Annotated in this window: 17 protein-coding genes; 9 read left to right on the top strand and 8 right to left on the bottom strand. The window is 70.1% G+C overall.

Annotated features, from left to right (window positions below; translation table 11 throughout):
- Positions 1–87 precede the first annotated feature (87 nt).
- The 5 genes from DES41_RS19250 (at position 88) to DES41_RS19225 (ending at position 4,456) form a co-directional block, all read left to right on the top strand.
- On the top strand, positions 88–861 hold the full coding sequence (locus tag DES41_RS19250; RefSeq protein WP_114469271.1) for a helix-turn-helix transcriptional regulator: 774 nt from the start codon (positions 88–90) through the stop codon (positions 859–861).
- A gap of 151 nt (positions 862–1,012) precedes the next feature.
- Complete coding sequence (locus DES41_RS19240; protein WP_114469270.1) at positions 1,013–2,029, top strand: Bug family tripartite tricarboxylate transporter substrate binding protein; 1,017 nt, start codon at positions 1,013–1,015, stop codon at positions 2,027–2,029.
- Positions 2,022–2,945 carry a PhzF family phenazine biosynthesis protein gene (locus tag DES41_RS19235; protein ID WP_342769670.1) on the top strand — a complete coding sequence of 308 codons (924 nt, stop codon included), beginning with the start codon at positions 2,022–2,024 and terminating at the stop codon, positions 2,943–2,945. The genes DES41_RS19240 and DES41_RS19235 overlap by 8 nt, the downstream gene beginning before the upstream one ends.
- A gap of 304 nt (positions 2,946–3,249) precedes the next feature.
- Positions 3,250–3,705, top strand: coding sequence for a DoxX family protein (locus DES41_RS19230; protein WP_114469269.1), 456 nt, complete (start codon positions 3,250–3,252; stop codon positions 3,703–3,705).
- A 106-nt stretch (positions 3,706–3,811) separates the two neighbouring features.
- Positions 3,812–4,456 carry a response regulator transcription factor gene (locus tag DES41_RS19225; RefSeq protein ID WP_114469533.1) on the top strand — a complete coding sequence of 215 codons (645 nt, stop codon included), beginning with the start codon at positions 3,812–3,814 and terminating at the stop codon, positions 4,454–4,456.
- Positions 4,457–4,479: 23 nt separating this feature from the next.
- On the opposite strand, the gene DES41_RS19220 is transcribed toward DES41_RS19225, so the two are convergent.
- Positions 4,480–5,193, bottom strand: a complete 714-nt coding sequence (locus DES41_RS19220; protein WP_114469268.1) for a response regulator transcription factor — start codon at positions 5,191–5,193, stop codon at positions 4,480–4,482.
- A 315-nt stretch (positions 5,194–5,508) separates the two neighbouring features.
- Between DES41_RS19220 and DES41_RS19215 the strand changes: the two genes are divergently transcribed.
- Positions 5,509–5,901 (top strand): response regulator transcription factor, encoded by a 393-nt coding sequence (locus tag DES41_RS19215; RefSeq protein WP_114469267.1) that lies wholly within the window; start codon positions 5,509–5,511, stop codon positions 5,899–5,901.
- A 22-nt stretch (positions 5,902–5,923) separates the two neighbouring features.
- On the opposite strand, the gene DES41_RS19210 is transcribed toward DES41_RS19215, so the two are convergent.
- From DES41_RS19210 to DES41_RS19195, 4 genes are all read right to left on the bottom strand, one after another.
- On the bottom strand, positions 5,924–7,504 hold the full coding sequence (locus tag DES41_RS19210) for an MFS transporter (RefSeq protein WP_114469266.1): 1,581 nt from the start codon (positions 7,502–7,504) through the stop codon (positions 5,924–5,926).
- 93 nt (positions 7,505–7,597) lie between these two features.
- Positions 7,598–9,496 carry an amidohydrolase gene (locus DES41_RS19205; RefSeq protein ID WP_114469265.1) on the bottom strand — a complete coding sequence of 633 codons (1,899 nt, stop codon included), beginning with the start codon at positions 9,494–9,496 and terminating at the stop codon, positions 7,598–7,600.
- Positions 9,489–9,761 (bottom strand): DUF1427 family protein, encoded by a 273-nt coding sequence (locus tag DES41_RS19200; protein WP_114469264.1) that lies wholly within the window; start codon positions 9,759–9,761, stop codon positions 9,489–9,491. The genes DES41_RS19205 and DES41_RS19200 overlap by 8 nt, the downstream gene beginning before the upstream one ends.
- A gap of 8 nt (positions 9,762–9,769) precedes the next feature.
- Positions 9,770–10,594: an alpha/beta fold hydrolase gene (locus tag DES41_RS19195; protein ID WP_114469263.1), complete on the bottom strand. Its 825-nt coding sequence runs from the start codon at positions 10,592–10,594 to the stop codon at positions 9,770–9,772.
- A gap of 322 nt (positions 10,595–10,916) precedes the next feature.
- On the opposite strand from DES41_RS19195, the gene DES41_RS19190 reads away from it, so the two are divergent.
- On the top strand, positions 10,917–12,002 hold the full coding sequence (locus DES41_RS19190; protein ID WP_114469262.1) for a porin: 1,086 nt from the start codon (positions 10,917–10,919) through the stop codon (positions 12,000–12,002).
- Here DES41_RS19190 and DES41_RS19185 read toward each other — a convergent pair.
- Positions 11,999–12,352 (bottom strand): DUF1622 domain-containing protein, encoded by a 354-nt coding sequence (locus DES41_RS19185; protein WP_211333008.1) that lies wholly within the window; start codon positions 12,350–12,352, stop codon positions 11,999–12,001. The genes DES41_RS19190 and DES41_RS19185 overlap by 4 nt on opposite strands.
- 213 nt (positions 12,353–12,565) lie before the next feature.
- Between DES41_RS19185 and DES41_RS19180 the strand changes: the two genes are divergently transcribed.
- Positions 12,566–13,558, top strand: a complete 993-nt coding sequence (locus tag DES41_RS19180) for an SLAC1 anion channel family protein (protein ID WP_170168225.1) — start codon at positions 12,566–12,568, stop codon at positions 13,556–13,558.
- A gap of 133 nt (positions 13,559–13,691) precedes the next feature.
- On the opposite strand, the gene DES41_RS19175 is transcribed toward DES41_RS19180, so the two are convergent.
- Positions 13,692–14,393, bottom strand: coding sequence for a hydrolase (locus tag DES41_RS19175; RefSeq protein ID WP_114469260.1), 702 nt, complete (start codon positions 14,391–14,393; stop codon positions 13,692–13,694).
- Positions 14,394–14,681: 288 nt separating this feature from the next.
- Between DES41_RS19175 and DES41_RS19170 the strand changes: the two genes are divergently transcribed.
- The gene (locus DES41_RS19170) at positions 14,682–15,611 is read left to right on the top strand and encodes a LysR family transcriptional regulator (RefSeq protein WP_114469259.1); all 930 of its coding nucleotides are present in this window, start codon (positions 14,682–14,684) and stop codon (positions 15,609–15,611) included.
- A 4-nt stretch (positions 15,612–15,615) separates the two neighbouring features.
- Here the strand turns inward: DES41_RS19170 and DES41_RS19165 are convergent, their stop codons facing one another.
- Positions 15,616–17,139, bottom strand: a complete 1,524-nt coding sequence (locus DES41_RS19165; protein ID WP_114469258.1) for an ATP-binding protein — start codon at positions 17,137–17,139, stop codon at positions 15,616–15,618.
- Positions 17,140–17,141: the final 2 nt, after the last annotated feature.

The raw sequence follows: 17,141 nt of genomic DNA, 5'->3' as shown, positions 1-17,141 counted from the left end.
CGGCCGCTGTGTTCGGAGTCCTCCGGCAGCACGGACGACGAACGGGATGGCCCGGAAATCGCTTGCCCAGCCTCCATGAGGAACGCCATGGCCATCTCCATCCCACTGTCGTCGAAGCTGGCCGACACCGCTGAGCAGGGCTACTTCCTGCGGCAGAGCAGCCAGCCCAACTACCACTTCGACTGGCACATGCACGACTGCGCGATGCTGCTCTGGCCACAGGTCGGCGCGCTCGACAGCCGCTGGATGACAGAGCCCGGCACCGACCCGCAGGCGCTCCAGCTCGTGCGCCACTCGGCCTTGCTGCTGCCGGTGTCGGCCGCGCACAGCACGCGATCGGCGGCGTCCCGACAACGCCACGGCGAGCTGTACCTGCGCCCAGAACTGCTCGGCAAGGGCAGCCGCTTCGGCGTGTTCAGGCTGGATGCGGCAACCGTCGCGATGCTGGATGCGCTGGCCGCGCCGACGCTGGCACCGGCCGGCGCCGAGCCGCTGGTGCAGGCGCTCGTGGCGCAACTGGCCGCGCGCCAGCCGTGCCAGTGGCTGCATCCGGCGCGCGCCGACCAGGCCGAGTCGGTGGCCCAGCGCATGCTCAAGTGCTATGCCCGCGCCCTGGACCTGGAGACCGCCATGCCCACGGTGGAAATGGTGGCAGGCGAACTCGGCGTGTCGGTGCGCCGTCTGCAGCGCGCCTGCGCCGTCGAGCTGGGCAGCAGCCCGGTCGCGATCCGCCGGCTCCTGCTGGCCGCCAAGGCCCGTGAGCTGATCGCCCAGGGCATGGCGCCCTCCAGCATCAGCCCGCATCTCGGCTTCACCCACAGCGGGCACCTGAACCGGCTGCTGCGCGGCGTGCCCGGCTGACATTGCCGCGGCGCGGCGTGCGGCGTGCCGCGCGCCATCCGCCGTGTGGCGCGTGTCGCGTGTCGCGTGTCGCGTGTCGCGAATGGGTTGCCGTGCTGTCGTGTTTGGGTTCGCACATGTGCGCCGCTGTTCCTAGCATGGGGCGATCGTCATGCCCTGTGGATCCTCCGTGCCACCAACACCCCCACCTCACGCGCGCCGGCGTTCGCTGGCCACCACCGCAGCAGCAGTCTTGCTTGGCGCCTGCGCTGCCCCCCTGGCTGCCGTGGCGCAAAGCTGGCCGAGTCGGCCCGTCACCATCGTGGTGCCCTTCCCTGCGGGCGGCGGCACGGATGTGGCCATGCGCAGCATCCAGCCGCAACTGCAGCAGGAGCTGGGGCAGCCCGTCGTCATCGACAACCGCGCCGGGGCCGGCGGCACCATCGGCTCGGCCTACGTCACCAAGGCGGCCCCCGACGGCTACACCGCCCTGTTGGCCACCACGAGCACCCACGCGGTCAGCGTGAGCGTCTACCCGAAGCTCCCCTACGATCCTGCGCGCGATTTCGTCTACGCCGGCTTCGTCGCCACGTCGCCCTATGTGCTGGCGGTCCAGCCGTCGCTGGGCGTGACCGATGTCAAGGGGCTGGTCGCCGCGCTGAAGCGCGACCCGGAGCGCTACAGCTTCGCCTCGGTGGGCGCAGGCACCGTGTCGCATCTGCTGGGCGAGCAGTTCAAGGCCCATGCGGGCGTGCCCCTGGTGCACGTGCCCTACCGCGGCGCGGCCCCGGCCTACACCGACCTCATGGGCGGCCAGGTGCAGCTGATGTTCGACAACCCGGCCGGGCTGGTGCCGGCCATCCGCAGCGGAAAGCTGGTCGCCGTGGCGACGACCGCGCCCAACGCACTGCTGGCCGGCGTGCCGACCTTCGCGCAGCAGGGCATCGCCAACTTCACGCAGTCGCTCTGGTATGGCGTGGCATTCCCCAAGGGCACGCCCATGCCGGTGGTGCAGCGTTTCAACCAGGCGCTGAACAAGGTGCTGGCCGACCGCGCGGTCTCGGCCGATCTGGCCGCCAAGGGCATCAACGCCCGCCCTGGCACCCCGGCCGAACTGCAGGCCGCCGTCGCCGCGGACATCCCCTACTGGGGCCGCATCGCCAAGGCCGTGGGAGCGAAGATTGATTGAGCGCCAGGCATCCACGTCGCCCGCAGCGCCGCCATCGGCGGGTGAACTGCGGCAGGTCGATGTGTTCATCGGCGGCCATGGCGGCGGCAACCCGGTGCCGCTCGTTGCCGATGCGTCGGCGCTGTCCTCGCAGGACATGCTGCGGATGGCGCACGCCACCGGCCACGAGTCGGCGTTCGTGCTCAAGCCCGTGGCCAGGCGTGCCGACTGGCGCTTCCGCTTCTTCGTGCCGCAGCACGAGATGGAAATGTGCGGCCATGCGACGGTCGGCACACTGTGGGCCCTGCGGCAATGGGGCTGGTGGACATCGCCCACGGCCTGCGTCGAAACCCTGAGCGGCCTGGTCGAGGCCGAATGGGACGAGGCGAGCCAGCGGGTATGGGTGTCGCAGCCGGCCGTGCAGGTGGCGACGCTGAAGGGAGAGGAGGCACTGCGCGTGGGCGCCGTGCTGCGGCTGCCCGGCACCGGCATCCCAGCGATGACCAATGCGCGCACCAGCCGCGTCAAGACCCTGGTGCCGATGCACGATGTGGCGTCGCTCCAGGCACTGCGGCCCGACTTCGCAGCGATGGAAGCGCTGTGCGCCTCGATCGACTCCACGGGCCTGTATCCCTATGCGCTGGACGCGCCGGGCGCGGCGGGCGAGCCCACCGTGGCCGCGCGCCAGTTTCCCAAGGCGTCTGGCTACCCGGAAGACGCCGCGACCGGCATCGCCGCAGCGGCCCTGTGGGGCCATCTTGCCGCGCAGGGCAGCATCGCGGTCGGCACGGCCGCTGCGCCGGTCACCTGCACCGTACGGCAAGGTGAAGCGATGGGCCGGCCCTCCGCCATTGCCGTGCGCGCGCGCTTCGACGCCGCCGGGGCGGTCATCGGCTGTTGGTTGAGTGGCGCGGTCGCGTGGAATCGCCCGGGATGAGCCGGATGGCGCAACCACTGCCCACGCAGCGCCAGAGCCGCACCGATGGATTGCGGCTTTCGGCCCCGCCGCTGGCGGCGCGGCAACAACGTTCCAGAAACAGCACGTCCGTTCAAGACCGGCGCCAGTGCATGCCTTAGCGTCGACTGCCCCATGCACGCCATCTCCACCTTGACCCGCTGCCCCCTCTCCCGCCGCGGCCGAAAGAACCCGGTCCACGCCGGCGACTCCCTCCGACGGAAGATGCCAGGCGGCGACAAGCCATGCAGACTGGTGCGGAAGCCATCCGATTCCCACCACCGCCATGCACACGACCACCCGCACCGCCAGCACCCCATCGACCGCCCCCGCAACGACGGCCGCGCCACCGAGCGCCTTGTGGGCCGCGCTGCGCTGGCTCGCGTTGCTGGCCCTGTGCGGGGCCTATCTGCAGGGCGGCCTCGTCAAGGCACTGGACTTCCCTGGTGCCGTGGCGGAGATGGTCCATTTCGGCATGGCACCGGCCCCGCTCTTCGCGCTCGCGGTGATCGTGCTCGAACTGGGCTGCAGCGCGATGGTGCTGCTCAACCGTTTCCGCTGGCTGGGCGCGCTGGCGCTGGCCGCGTTCACGCTCATGGCCAGCCTGCTGGCCAACCGCTTCTGGGCCGTTCCTGCGGCGGAGAAGTTCGCCACCATGAACGCCTTCTTCGAGCACGTCGGCCTGGCGGGCGCGTTCTGTTACGTCGCCTGGGTCGACCTGCAGTCCCGGCGCACAGGCTGAACCGCCCGTTCCGCCGCAGCGGTGCCGCCGGTCGCGGCCACGGCACCAAGGCACAATCCGCGTGGGCATGCTCTCCTGCCGCCATGGAGGCCGCCCGCACGTGAACATGCCCTTCTCCTTCACCGTTCACATCGTCGAGGACGATGCCTCGTTGCGCGCCTCCATCGCCTCGCTGCTGCGCTCCGTCGACATGGGTGTGCAGGTCTACTCCTGTGCGGAAGACTTCCTGCGTGTCGCCGAGCCAGGCACGCGCGGCTGCCTGCTGCTGGACGTGCAGTTGCCGGGCAGCAGCGGTGTCGACCTGCAGGCTCGCCTGAAAGACATGGGCCACGACCTGCCCATCGTGTTCCTGACCGGCTACGGCACGATTCCGATGACAGTACGCGCCATGCGCGCCGGTGCCGTCGAGTTCCTGACCAAGCCGTTCGTCCAGGAAGACTTGTTCGCCGCCATCGAGACCGCCATGGCCCGCGACAGCGAACGCTGGGAATCGCGCCAGCGCGACATCGGCCTGCGCGAGCGTTTCGCCTCGCTGTCGCCGCGCCAGAAGGAAGTGCTGGCCCTGGTGGCAGCCGGACGCATGAACAAGGTCATCGCAGCGGAGCTCGGCATCACCGAGATCACCGTCAAGGTGCACCGCCGCCAGGTCATGGAGCGGCTCGACGTGCGCACGCTGGCCGATCTCGTGCGGGCTGCCGAGCGGCTGGGCGTGACGGGCGCGCCGCGCGCGGGCCACCCAGAGCCGCGCTAGCCTGGCTCCGCCGTCCTGGTTCCCTAGGCCGCCAGGGACATCTCGTAGCGCAGGGGCCCGGACCGCAGCGCCAGTGGCGAGGCCGTTGCGGCGCCCGCGTCGGGCATGACGAGCCCGCGCCGCATCGCCACGCTCGCGGCCTCGGTCCGGGTGCGCACGGCCAGCTTGCCGAGGATGGCCTTGACGTGGCTCTTCACCGTGCCTTCGGTCACGCCGAGCCGGTTGGCCACCATCTTGTTGCTCCAGCCCACCGCGACGAAGCGCAGCACCTCGTCCTCGCGCGGCGTGAGGGCCTCATAGCAGATGCGGTCCGCCACGCGCTGCGCCGCCGAGGCCGACAGGAAGCGCTGGCCACGGCTCAGCGCAAAGACACCCTCGACCACTTCGTCCAGCCGGCAGCCGACCAGCAGATAGCCCTGCACGCCGCGCGCCAGGGCGCTCTGCACATCGGCTTCGCGGTCGCGCTGCGTCACGACCATCACGCAGGGCGCGCCCTGGTAGCGTCCCATGCCCTCGGCCAGCGCCGCGCCGGTCTCGTAGTCGCACACCACGACAGCACCGCCGGGGGCCGTGTCGCGCCACCGCGCCATGGCGTCGAAGGAGTCGATGGCGCGCGCGTCGAGCCGGGGAACGTCCTGCAGCGACGCGAGGATGCCAAGGCACAGCAGCGGGTCGCGGTGGTACACCGCGACCGGCACGCGCCCGTGGTCGAGAAAGCTGTCGGCGATTTGCACCATGATCTCCAGGCAAAGGTTCAGACTGGCCCCGACGATAGGGAGCGCCGCCTGTTCTGAACATTGAGCCTTGGTATAACGATGCGCACCGCGCCGCCTGCTGTGGCTTCGATCGGACGGTGGCGCCCGCCCCCGCGCCACTGATGCTTTGGTATAGGTGGCCACCGCGTGTCGAACGGTTACGATCTTTGCACGCCGTTCGATGCCGAGCGGCCCGCTCTCGCTGCGCTTCGCCGCGCAAGCCCCGCACCGCCTGCTTTCCCCCGTGCCCGACCTGTGGTGTCGGGTGGGCAGGCTCCAACGTGGAGACTCCGCTTGATGGCCGGTCCTGTCGTCGCCATCGTCGACGACGATGCATCCCTGCGCGAGGCGATCGGCAGTCTGCTGGCGTCCTTCGACATCGGTTCGCAGAAGTTCTGCGATGCGCACGCGCTGCTCGCATCGCCGATGCTGGCCGACTTCTCCTGCTTCCTCAGCGACGTGGTCATGCCGGGCTTCAACGGCTTTGCGCTGGCCGAGCGGCTGCGGGCGCTCGGCCATGTGCAGCCCATGATCTTCATGACGGCGCACCAGGGCGCGCATTACGCCGCACGCGCCCAAGCGCTCGGCGCCTGCTGCCTGCTGACCAAGCCCTTCACGACCGACGCGTTGATGGCCTGCATGGCGCAGGCCCTGGAAGCCGGCGGCAGCCCGCAGCCCACCCGGCCGTGATGCAGGCCGGGCGCGCCGCCCGCTACACCGACAAGAAGTGCCGCACCGCCGGCTTGCCCGGTCCGATGTGGAACTTCAGCAGCGCGCCCTGCAGGTCGGCGTCGGAGTTCGACACGCGGTGGTGCTGGCGCAGATGCTCGGCCCAGGACTCGACCAGGAACCACTCCATCAGCAACTCGGGCTGCGCCGTGTCCTCGGTGATGCCCCAGGCGTAAGCGCCGTCCTTGCGCCGCCCGGCCGACAGGCCCCTCAGCGTCTTGAGGAACTCGGTGCGGTCGGCCGGACGCACGCGGTACTCGATCTGCACCATCACCGGCCCGCGGTCGTTGGCGGCCGGCTCGGCCAGCAGCGGCTCGGGCCAGTGCTGCGAGGGTTCCAGGTCGGTCTCGCCGGTCGGCAGCCGCAGGCGGTGGAACAGCAGCGCGGTGATCGCCAGGCCGCAGGCCGCCAGCAGCATTGCGGTGGGCAAGCCCACGGCCTGCGCCACCATGCCCCAGCTGAACGCGCCCAGTGCCATGGCGCCGTTGAACACCATCAGGTAGATGGCCAGGCCGCGGCCGCGCACCCAGTTCGGCAGGATGGCCTGGGCCACGCCGTTGAGCGTGGTCAGCGCGATGATCCAGCCCGCGCCCAGCACCAGCAGCAGCGCGATGGCCAGCCAGCGCGGCGGCGCGAACAACAGGCCGCCGATCACGCCGGCCGACAGCAGCGCAGCCAGCAGCACCAGCCCGTCGGCGCTGAGCCGCGCGCGCAGGCGCGGCAGCAGCACGGCGCCGCCGATGGCACCGGCGCCCACGGCGCCCAGCAGCACGCCGTAGAAGCTCGCGGTGCCGCCCAGCATCTGGCGTGCGATCAGCGGCAGCAAGGCCCAGACCGCACTGGCGAACAGGAAGAACACGAAGGTGCGCACCAGCACCCGGTGCAGCTCGGCACTGGAGCGCGCATAGCGCAGCCCGGCGCGGAAGGCGCTCAGGAAGTCCTCCGACAGCGCGTTCTCGGTCTGCGGCGCGCGGCGCCACAGCAGCAGCGCCGTGACCACGAACACATAGCTCAGCACGTCCATGCCGTAGGTGACGGCCGCGCCGAAGCTGGCCAGCACCAGGCCGCCTGCCGCGGGCCCGATGGCGCGCGCGATGTTGATGCCCAGCGAGTTCAGCGCCACGGCGTTCTTGAGGTCGGACCGCGGCACCAGCTCGGGCACGATGGACTGCCAGGTCGGCCCGACCAGCGCGGCGCCCACGCCGCCCAGGAAGGTCAGCGCGATCAGCGATTCGACCGACTGCATGCCCATGGCGGACAGCGTCAGCAGCCCGGCGCTGACCGAGGCCAGCAGGATCTGCACGCCGATCAGGAAGCGCCGGCGGTCCAGGATGTCCGACAGCACGCCCGCGGGAATCGCGAGCAGGAAGACCGGCAGCGTGGCCGCCGTCTGGATCAGCGCCACGGCCGTGGGGCTGGCGGACAGGTCGGTGATCAGCCAGGAGCTGGCCACATCGCGCATGAAGCTGCCGATGTTGCCCAGGATGGTGGCGGCCCACAGCATCAGGAAGACGGGCTGGCGCAGCGGCGCGAAGCTGCTGGCCGCCTTGGCCTGTGTGTTCATGGAATGGTTCTCAGGGTGTGCGATGGATGGAAGCGGCAACGGCCGCCTTCCCGCGGGTGGCGAGAAGGCGGCCGGTGCCGGGAGGCGCAGCGCTCAGACCGCCCAGCAGGCGCAGCCCAGCGCGCCCCAGAAGGCGCGGAAGTCCGACACGGGCGCATCGCCCGACCACGGCTTGCTGTGCTCGTGGCCGTGCACCTGGCAGGCCGTGGCGCAGGCGCACGCGGCCGCCGCCTGGCGCAGCACCTGGTTCTGCAGGCCCGCCTGCATGGGCTTGCCTTCGTTCTCGCCCCAGGCGCCGTAGCCCTTGAAGGTGCGCACGGGCGACCAGTCGGGCATGGCAGGCGGCGGTGGCGATTCGTCGTGCGTGCTGAAATCGCCCGCGCCCCAGACGACCTTGCCGCCGACCACGGTCAGTACCGAGGTGGTGTCGATGAGGTCGCTCTCGGCGCAGGCGAAGACGTCGCGGTCCGGCACCATGAGGTCGGCCAGCATGCCTTCCTCGATGCGGCCCTTCTTGCCCACCTCGTTGCTGAACCAGGTGACCTTCTCGGTCCACATGCGCAGCGCGGTCTCGCGGTCCAGGCAGTTGCGCTGCGGGGTCAGCTGCATGCCACCCACGGTCTTGCCCGTGATGAGCCAGGACAGCGACACCCAGGGGTTGTAGGAGGCCACGCGCGTGGCGTCAGTGCCGGCGGACACGTTCAGGCCCTTCTCCAGCATCTTCGCCACGGGCGGCGTGGCCTCGGCCGCGCCATGGCCGTAGCGCTCGACGAAATACTCGCCCTGGTAGGCCATGCGGTGCTGCACGGCCACACCGCCGCCCAAGGCCGCGATGCGGTCCATCGAGCGCTCTGAGATCGTCTCGGCGTGGTCGAAGAACCAGTTCAGGCCCTGCAGCGGGATGTCCTGGTTCACCTTCTCGAACACGTCGAGCGAGCGGCTGATGGTCTCGTCGTAGGTGGCGTGCATGCGCCAGGGCCAGCGGTTCTCGGCCAGCACGCGCACCACCTCTTCGAGCTCGCCCTCCATCTCGGGCGCCATGTCGGGCCGGGGCTGGCGGAAGTCCTCGAAGTCGGCGGCCGAGAACACCAGCATCTCGCCCGCACCGTTGTGGCGGAAGTAGTCGTCGCCCTGCTTGTACTTGGAGCCCGCCGTCCAGCGCAGGAAGTCGTCCTTCTCCTGCTTGGGCTTCTGCGTGAAGAGGTTGTAGGCCAGGCGGATCGTCAGCTGCTCCTCCTTGGCCAGCTGCTCGATGACGGCGTAGTCCTCCGGGTAGTTCTGGAAACCGCCGCCTGCGTCGATGGCGCCCGTCACGCCCAGGCGGTTCAGTTCGCGCATGAAGTGGCGCGTGGAGTTGACCTGGTATTCCAGCGGCAGCTTGGGGCCCTTGGCCAGCGTGGCGTAGAGGATGGCCGCGTTCGGCTTGGCCAGCAGCAGGCCGGTGGGGTTGCCGGCGCCATCGCGCAGGATCTGGCCACCCGGTGGCTCCGGCGTGTCCTTGGTGTAGCCCACGGCGCGCAGCGCCGCGCCGTTCAGCAGCGCCCGGTCGTACAGGTGCAGGATGAACACCGGCGTGCTGGGCGCCACGGCATTCAGTTCATCGATGGTGGGCAGCCGCTTCTCGGCGAACTGGTGCTCGGTGAAACCGCCCACCACGCGCACCCACTGCGGCGCGGGCGTCACGTCGACCTGGCGCTTGAGCATGCCCATCGCATCGGCCAGGCTGCGCACACCGTCCCAGCGCAGCTCCATGTTGAAGTTGAGGCCGCCGCGGATGATGTGGATGTGGTTGTCGATCAAGCCTGGCAGCACGCGCTTGCCGCGCAGGTCGATCACCTTGGTGCCCGGCCCGGCATGCGCCATGACCTCTTGGTCGTGGCCCACGCGCAGGAAGCGCCCATCCTTGATGGCCACGGCCTGGGCCGTGGGCTGGGCGCGGTTCAGCGTCGCGATGAGGCCGCGGTGCAGGATCAGGTCGGCGGTCTCAGCCATGGTGGGTCTCCTTGGAAGTCTTGGTGTCTGCGCATTGGGGCAGCGCGCCGAACATGTGCGGCTTGACCTGGTCGTGCAGCCAGGACACGTGCGCCGTCTCGGCGCCCATGACCTTCTTGACCAGCGGCGGAATCTGCTCGCCGAGCAGGATGCCGAGCAGCCCCACGAGGGCGATGACGGGCGGCGCCGGAGAGCGCACGTTGAGCAGGGCGTAGATGACGCCCACGAGCAGGCCGACGGCCAGCGTGATGAGGTAGGTCTTCATGGCGCGGCTCAGCTCTTCAGGAAGGCCAGCAGGTCGGCGTTGAGCTTGTCCTTGTGGGTGTCCGTGAGGCCGTGCGGCGCGCCCGGGTAGACCACCAGTTGGGCGTTCCTGACCAACCTGGCGGAGGCACGGCCGGCGGCGTCGATGGGCACGACCTGGTCGTCGTCGCCATGCACCACCAGCGTGGGGATGTCGAATTTTTTCAGGTCTTCGGTGAAGTCGGTCTCCGAGAAGGCCTTGACGCAGTCGTGCGTTGCCTTGTTGCTGGCCAGCATGCCCTGCATCCAGAACCAGTCGACGAGGCCTTGCGAGACCTTCGCGCCCGGACGGTTGAAGCCGAAGAAGGGGCCGGATGCGATGTCCTTGTACAGCTGCGCACGGTTGGCGCGCTCGCCGGCGCGGATGCCGTCGAACACCTCGATGGGCAAGCCGCCGGGGTTCTTCTCGGTCTTGACCATCTGCGGCGGCACGGCCGAGATCAGGCCGGCCTTGGCCAGGCGCCGGGTGCCGTGGCGGCCGATGTAGCGCGCCACCTCGCCGCCGCCCGTGGAAAAGCCGAACAGCGCCGCGCCCTGCAGGTCCAGCTGCTCGATCAGCGCGGCCAGGTCGTCGGCATAGGTGTCCATCTCGTGGCCGCCCCAGCTCTGGCTGGAACGTCCGTGGCCACGGCGGTCATGGGCGATCACGCGGTAGCCGTGCTCGGCCAGGAACAGCATCTGCGATTCCCAGCTGTCGGCGTTCAGCGGCCAGCCGTGGCTGAACACGACGGGTTGGCCGGAGCCCCAGTCCTTGTAGTAGATCTGGGTTGCGTCCTGGGTGGTGATGAAGGGCATGGCGAGGTCCTTGGTCGGTGATGGGATGTGACGTGTGAGGTGCGGGAGGCGGCCAGCGGTCGCGCTCGGGAGAGCGGCGCCGCTTGGCTGCGGTGGGTCGGGACATCGTAGGCAAGGGGGCCGCGGCGGGCCAGTCCAGCAAGAGGGGCGCGGGCCCTTCTCGTTCGAGGGAGACGGCCCACGGCGCGCCGGGCGTCGGCCCTGCGCGGTGCCGCCCTCTTCCTTTTGCGAGAGGCGTGCGGGCCCGCGCGTCCTTATGGTCGGCGGCTCTTGCGGCAACGCCTTCGCTGCCGCGCCAGCATCCATCCTTCGAACACCACGCATGAACCCATCCCCTCTCCTGAAGGCCTGCATCGCGGCCGCCAGCGCCTGCGCCCTGCAACCGGTCCACGCACAGTCGAGCGCCACGATCTACGGACGGCTCAACGTGGCGATGGAGCACGCCAGCCAGAGCGGCGCCGGCAGCCTGAACCGCCAGGCCAACCACCGCTCCGTGCTGGGTTTTCGCGGCGAGGAGGATCTTGGCGACGGCCTGCGCGCGCTGTGGCAGCTCGAAGCCGCGGTGGCGCTCAACACCGGAGAAGGCGGCGCCTTCAACCGCGACGTGCGCGTGGGCCTGGCAGGGCGCTGGGGCACCGCTTTCGCGGGCGTGTGGACGCTGCCGTACACGGCCGCCACCTCGGCCTTCGATCCGTTCTACGCCACCACGGCGGGCTACATGGCATTGCTGGGCAACGGCTCGGCCTCGCAGACCGACCACGCGCAGAACACCAGTGCCTTCGACCGGCGCCAGGTCAACCAGGTCCAGTACTGGTCGCCCACCGTGGCGGGCGTGAGCGCGCGCCTGGCCTACGGGCTCAACGAGGGCTTCGTCGCCGCCGATGGCGCCCGGCCGTGGCTGGCCTCGGGCTCGGTGAGCTATGCGCGCGGCAACGCCTTGTTCACCGTCGCTGCGGAGCACCACGACGCCTACCAGGCCCGGGGCACATCCGACACCGCCGCCAAGCTGGGCGTGGCCTACCAATGGGGGCCGGCGCGCCTGACGGCCATGGCGGAGCGGCTGCGCTACGGCACCGCCACGGGCCGCCTCACGCGCAACGCCTGGCATCTGTCGGCCAGCTGGCGCGCCGGCACCGGCCTGCTCAAGGCCGGCTACGGCCGCGCCGGCAACGGCCAGGGTGCTTCGTCGGACACGATCGGCGCCGTGCGCAGCGGTGCGGGCACGGGCGCGGCGCAGTGGACGCTCGGCTACGACCGCGAACTCTCCAAACGGACCACGCTGTTCGCGTTCTTCAGCCGCATCCAGAACCGCAGCGCGGCGGCCTACGACTTCGCGATCAACGACCTCGGCGCGCAACCGGGCAGCCGGCTCGGTGTGCTGGCCGTGGGCCTGCGGCACAGCTTCTAGGCACTGCGGCCGCCCTGCTCTTCTTCCCGCATCTCCAGGCGCAGGAAGTGGTTCAGCGCGGTGCGGATCACCGCGATGGCGGCCAGCTTGCCGATCTGGTCCCAGTTGGGCGAGACGGCGGTGGACAGCACGTCGGCCGCCAGCTGCAGCTCCAACGCGAAGGTCAGGTAGCGCGCGAAGGTGACGCGTGCCTTGCCGAAGCCGCCCTGCGGTCCGTCCTGCCGGCTGCGCCACAGCACCTGCACGGTGGCGAGCAGGCCCAACAGGATGGCCACGGCCCCCAGGCCTTCCACCAGCAGGCGCAGCCACTCCACGCTCAGACGGACGAGATGTTCCAGGTGCTCGAACATGTGGGGGTGCATTCGCCCGCAGGGGACGAGGAGAGGTTGCCAAGGGCCCGGATGGTGGCCGCGGGCGCCCTGCGCCGCATCGCTCTTTCGAGCCAGCCGAATGGGTCCGAGCGGGGCATGCGACCCACGCGGAAGGGCTGCAGACTGCGCCATCCCTCCCTGCGGACCGCACTGCCGTGTCTGCAGACAGCGCGAACCCTGGAACACACCACCATGAACCCCACCATCCCCGCCCCTGGCACCAGCCCGGCCGTTCGCAAGCCGCTGCTGGCCCGGCTTTCCGTTTCCATGTTCGGCATGGTCATGGGCGTCGGCGGCCTGGCCAATGCCTGGGCCGCCGCGAACCGCATCTTCGGCGCGCCCATCGCCATCAGCCAGGCGCTGCTGGCGCTGGCCGTGCTGTGCTTCGGCGTGCTGGTCGTCGCGCACCTGGCCAAGCTGGTGCTGCAGTTCGACGAGGTGGCCGAGGAGTTCGCGCACCCGGTGCGCTCCAGTTTCTTCCCGGCCATCTCGGTGGCCGCCATCGTGCTGTCCATCGGCGTGCGGCAGTACTCCCTGGCCGCGGCGCACGCGCTGTGGTGCGCCGGCGCGGCGCTGCACCTGGTGTTCGCCGTGGTGCTGATCCGGCGCTGGATCCTGCATGCGCAGGACGAGGGCGTGATGACGCCCGCCTGGTTCATCCCCGTGGTCGGCAACATCCTCGTGCCGGTGGGCGGCGTGCCGCTGGGCTACATCGAGATCAGCTGGTTCTTTTTCTCCGTCGGGCTGATGCTGTGGCTGTCGTTCTTCACCATCGTGCTGCACCGCGTGCTGTTCGTGCCCGCGATGAGCCAGCGCAGCATGCCCACGCTGTTCATCCTGCTGGCGCCGCCCTCCATCGGGCTGTCGGCCTACCTGGCCTTCACGGGCGGGCAGGCCGGTGCCATGGGCGACATCCTCTACTGCCTGGCGCTGTTCATCGCCATCCTGCTGATCAGCCTGGCGCGCTACATCGCGCACGGCGCCTTCTTCATGAGCTGGTGGGCCATGACCTTCCCGATGGACGGCTGGGCCGGCGCCACCATGGGCTACTACGCGGCGCGGCCGAGCTTCTATACCGCGGCCATCGCGCTGGTCGCGCTGACACTGGCCAGCGGCATCGTCGTGTGGATCGCATGCCGCACGGCGCTGCACATGGCCAGCGGTGCGGCCTTCAACGAAGACTGAGGGAGATCCACCGCCGCGCGTCCGGTGGTCGAACGCGGCGGCGGTGAAGGGGCCAGCCCGACCATCCGTGGGGACAGGCTTGCCGGCCTGCCCGGGGCCCGGCCTGGGGGACCGGGCCGGGCAGGCCAGGCGATCAGCGCTCGATGACGGGTGCGTGCACCGGTGCCAGCGATTCATGCTTGGTGGCGGTGCGCTGGTCGGCCTTATGGACCATGGTGTAGGCGTAGTCCACGCCCATGCCGTAGGCGCCGGAGTGCTCCTTGGCCACCTTCATCACCGCGTCGTAGGTGTCGCGGTTCTTCCAGTCGCGCTGCCACTCCAGCAGCACCTGCTGCCAGGTCACGGGCACCACGCCGGCCTGCACCATGCGCTGCATGGCGTAGTCGTGGGCTTCCTTGCTGGTGCCGCCGGACGCGTCGGCCACCATGTAGATCTGGTAGTCGCCTTCGAGCATGGCGCACAGCGCGAACGTCGTGTTGCAGACCTCCGTCCACAGGCCGGCGACGACCACCTTCTTGCGGCCGTTGGCGGCCAGTGCGTCGCGCACCTTCTGGTCGTCCCACGAGTTCATCGAGGTGCGCTCCAGCGTCTGCTTGCCGGGGAACACATCGAGCAGTTCGGGGTAGGTGAAGCCCGAGAACGACTCCGACTCGACCGTGGTGATGGTGGTGGGCACGTCGAAGATCTTGGCGGCCTTGGCCAGCCCGACGACGTTGTTCTTCATGGCCTGGCGGTCCATCGACTGCACGCCGAAGGCCATCTGCGGCTGGTGGTCGATGATGATGAGCTGGCTGTTCTTGGGGGTCAGGACTTCAAGTTTGCTTTGGGTGGACATGTTGGTTCCAGAGATGTTGGCGACTGCCGCTGCCCCGAGGGGTCCGGCACCGTGCGCAGGCGGCGATCCACGCGATCGCCGTGCCCGCGCGTCCATGAGGACACCCCGAGCGTAGGCAGTCGCAGCCCATTCGGCATCTCCAATTCGGATAGGACGCGCGTGCCGCGTCCGATGGCCCCAGCCGGTACAGTCCACGGCCCGCTGCGCATGGCGTCCTGTCATCCTCCTTCGGCAAGAGGCGCAGGCGAGGCCGAGCCCGTAAGGTCGGGCCCCCCATTTGGAGATTGCATGGACAGAATCGTCGCCCTGCGCGCTTTCGGACGCGTCGTCGAAACGGGCAGCTTCACCAAGGCCGCCGACACGCTGGAGGTCAGCAAGGCCTCGGTCACGCGGCTGGTCCAGCAGCTCGAGGCCCACCTGGGCACCAAGCTGCTGACGCGCACCACGCGCAAGGTGACGGTCACGCGCGAAGGCGCCTCGTACTACGACCGCACCATCGCGCTGCTGCGCGAGCTCGAGGAGGTGGATGTCGAGGTCGGCGTCGAGCAGAACATCCCCAAGGGTCGGCTGCGGATCGAGATCAGCGCGGCGCTCGGGCAGCGGGTGCTGATCCCGCACCTGCCGAAGTTCCAGGCGTGCTATCCGGACATCCACCTGGACTTCGGCGCGAGCGACCGGCGCATCGACATCGTGGTCGACAACGTCGACTGCGCGATCCGCGCGGGCGCCATCACCGACGAGTTCCTGGTGGCCAAGCGCATCGGGCATTTCGAGTTCGCCACCTGCGCCTCGCCCGACTACCTGCGCCGCCATGGCGTGCCGCAGCACCCGAACGACCTGCTGCAGGGGCACCGGACGATCGGCTTCACGTCGGCGCGCACCGGCCGGGTCTTCTCGTTCGATTTCAGCCGCGCCGGCGAGCGGCTGGAGGTGGAAGGCCACAGCACCGTGTCGATCAACGAACTCAACGCCTATGTGGAGGCGGGTGCCGCCGGCCTGGGCCTGGTGCAGACGGCGCGCTTCGCGCAGCAGCCCTTCATCGACGCGGGCACCCTGGTGCCGGTGCTGACGGACTGGCGCTCGGCCGGCCTGGCGGCGCACATCGTCTACGCGCCCAACCGCTATGTGAGCGCGCGGCTGCGGGTGTTCATCGACTGGGTGGCCGAGCTGTTTGCACAGCATCCGGCGCTGGCGCCACGCCGCAGCGGCGGCGATTGAGTGTTCAACCCGGCGGCGCGGCCGGGGGCATGCCGGCGGCCAGCGGCAGATCGAAGGTGAGCACGGTCCCGTGCGGCAGCATCGGCGTGGCGGCCAGGCTGCCGCCGTGCGCCTCGACGATGGTCCGGCAGATCGCCAACCCCATGCCCATGCCGTCGGCCTTGGTCGTGAAGAAGGGCTTGAAGATGTCGGCTGCGGCACCGGGCGGCAGGCCGGTGCCGGTGTCGGCGACAGCGAGATGCACCTTCCCGGCTGCAGGGTCGATGCGCAGGCTGATCGTGAGGCTGCGCGCCCCGGGCGGCTGGGCGGCCATCGCGTCGATGGCATTGGCGATCAGGTTGATCAGCACCTGCTGGATCTGCACCCGGTCGGCCAGCACCTGCGGCAGCGTGTCGCGGGACTGCACCTGCAGCCGCACGCCGTGGCGGTCGATCTCGGGCCGCATCAGTTCCACCGCTTGCCGCAGCAGGGATTGCAGGTCCAGTTCTGCCACCGAGGTGCCCGCGCTCTTCACCAGGTTCCGCAGGCTCGCGATGACGTCCGCGGCGCGGCTGCCGTCGGCCTTGATGCGTTCCAGGCACTGGCGTGTCTCGTCCAGTTCCGGCGGGGCCTTGCGCAGCCAGTTGAGCCCGGCGCTGGCGTTCGTCACGATGGCGGCCAGCGGCTGGTTGATCTCGTGGGCGATCGATGCCGTCACCTCGCCCATGCTCGTCAGCAGCGAGGCCTTGCCCAGCTCCCGGTGGGCGTGGCGCAGGGCGCGCTCCATCGCCCGGCGCCCGGACAGCTCGCGGAACACCAGCACGGCGCCCGCGGAGGTCTCGCGCTCGCCGGCCAGCGGCGTGCTCTGCTCTTCCACAGGCCATTCCTCGCCCGTCCGGGACAGCAGCAGCGCAGTGCGCACGAGCTGGCCGCCCTGCGCCGGATCGCGCAGCACGTCCAGCGCGGTGCAGCGCAACGGCGAGCGCATCGTCTCGTCGACGACACGGAACACCGCGTCCAGCGGTTGGCCTTCGGCCTTGCCGGCAGGCCAGCCGGTGAGCCGCAGCGCGACCGGGTTGATGTAGGAGACCAGGGCGCCGGGGTCGACCACGATGACGGCGTCGCCGATGCTGGCGAGCGTGGCGGCATAGCGCCGCTCGCTCTGGCGCAGCCGGCGCTCGGCCGCGTGCTTGTAGACCGCCATCTCCACCACGGTGCGCAGCTGCGAGGTTTCGAAGGGCTTGAGCAGGTAGCCGAAGGGCTCGGTCAGGTTGGCGCGGCGGATGGTCTCGTCGTCGGCGTAGGCCGTGAGGAAGATGACCGGGATGTCGCACTGTTCACGGATGGCCCTGGCGGCCTGGATGCCGTCGACGGCGCCAGCCAGGCGGATGTCCATCAGGACCAGGTCGGCACCGGCGCTGCGCGCCAGGGCCGGCGCCTGCGCGCCATCCGCCGTCATGCCGGCCACGGTGTGGCCCATGGCTTCGAGCTGCTGGCGGATGTCGCGCGCGACGATGCGGTCGTCCTCCACGATCAGGATGTTGGCCATGC

Origin of the sequence: Pseudorhodoferax soli (assembly GCF_003337555.1) — a bacterium.
GTDB lineage: Bacteria > Pseudomonadota > Gammaproteobacteria > Burkholderiales > Burkholderiaceae_C > Pseudorhodoferax > Pseudorhodoferax soli.
Note: the sequence above shows the minus strand (reverse complement) of the source record. Positions and strands in the feature narration are given on the sequence as shown.

Coding starts and splice junctions, on each gene's coding strand:
- DES41_RS19180 (WP_170168225.1), top strand. CDS start 12,566: ATGAACCCCACCATCCCCGCCCCTGGCACCAGCCCGGCCGTTCGCAAG.
- DES41_RS19195 (WP_114469263.1), bottom strand. CDS start 10,594: ATGCCCTTCATCACCACCCAGGACGCAACCCAGATCTACTACAAGGAC.
- DES41_RS19240 (WP_114469270.1), top strand. CDS start 1,013: ATGCCCTGTGGATCCTCCGTGCCACCAACACCCCCACCTCACGCGCGC.
- DES41_RS19225 (WP_114469533.1), top strand. CDS start 3,812: ATGCCCTTCTCCTTCACCGTTCACATCGTCGAGGACGATGCCTCGTTG.
- DES41_RS19170 (WP_114469259.1), top strand. CDS start 14,682: ATGGACAGAATCGTCGCCCTGCGCGCTTTCGGACGCGTCGTCGAAACG.
- DES41_RS19220 (WP_114469268.1), bottom strand. CDS start 5,193: ATGGTGCAAATCGCCGACAGCTTTCTCGACCACGGGCGCGTGCCGGTC.
- DES41_RS19210 (WP_114469266.1), bottom strand. CDS start 7,504: ATGAACACACAGGCCAAGGCGGCCAGCAGCTTCGCGCCGCTGCGCCAG.
- DES41_RS19165 (WP_114469258.1), bottom strand. CDS start 17,139: ATGGCCAACATCCTGATCGTGGAGGACGACCGCATCGTCGCGCGCGAC.
- DES41_RS19215 (WP_114469267.1), top strand. CDS start 5,509: ATGGCCGGTCCTGTCGTCGCCATCGTCGACGACGATGCATCCCTGCGC.
- DES41_RS19185 (WP_211333008.1), bottom strand. CDS start 12,352: ATGTTCGAGCACCTGGAACATCTCGTCCGTCTGAGCGTGGAGTGGCTG.
- DES41_RS19200 (WP_114469264.1), bottom strand. CDS start 9,761: ATGAAGACCTACCTCATCACGCTGGCCGTCGGCCTGCTCGTGGGCGTC.
- DES41_RS19230 (WP_114469269.1), top strand. CDS start 3,250: ATGCACACGACCACCCGCACCGCCAGCACCCCATCGACCGCCCCCGCA.
- DES41_RS19250 (WP_114469271.1), top strand. CDS start 88: ATGGCCATCTCCATCCCACTGTCGTCGAAGCTGGCCGACACCGCTGAG.
- DES41_RS19190 (WP_114469262.1), top strand. CDS start 10,917: ATGAACCCATCCCCTCTCCTGAAGGCCTGCATCGCGGCCGCCAGCGCC.
- DES41_RS19175 (WP_114469260.1), bottom strand. CDS start 14,393: ATGTCCACCCAAAGCAAACTTGAAGTCCTGACCCCCAAGAACAGCCAG.
- DES41_RS19205 (WP_114469265.1), bottom strand. CDS start 9,496: ATGGCTGAGACCGCCGACCTGATCCTGCACCGCGGCCTCATCGCGACG.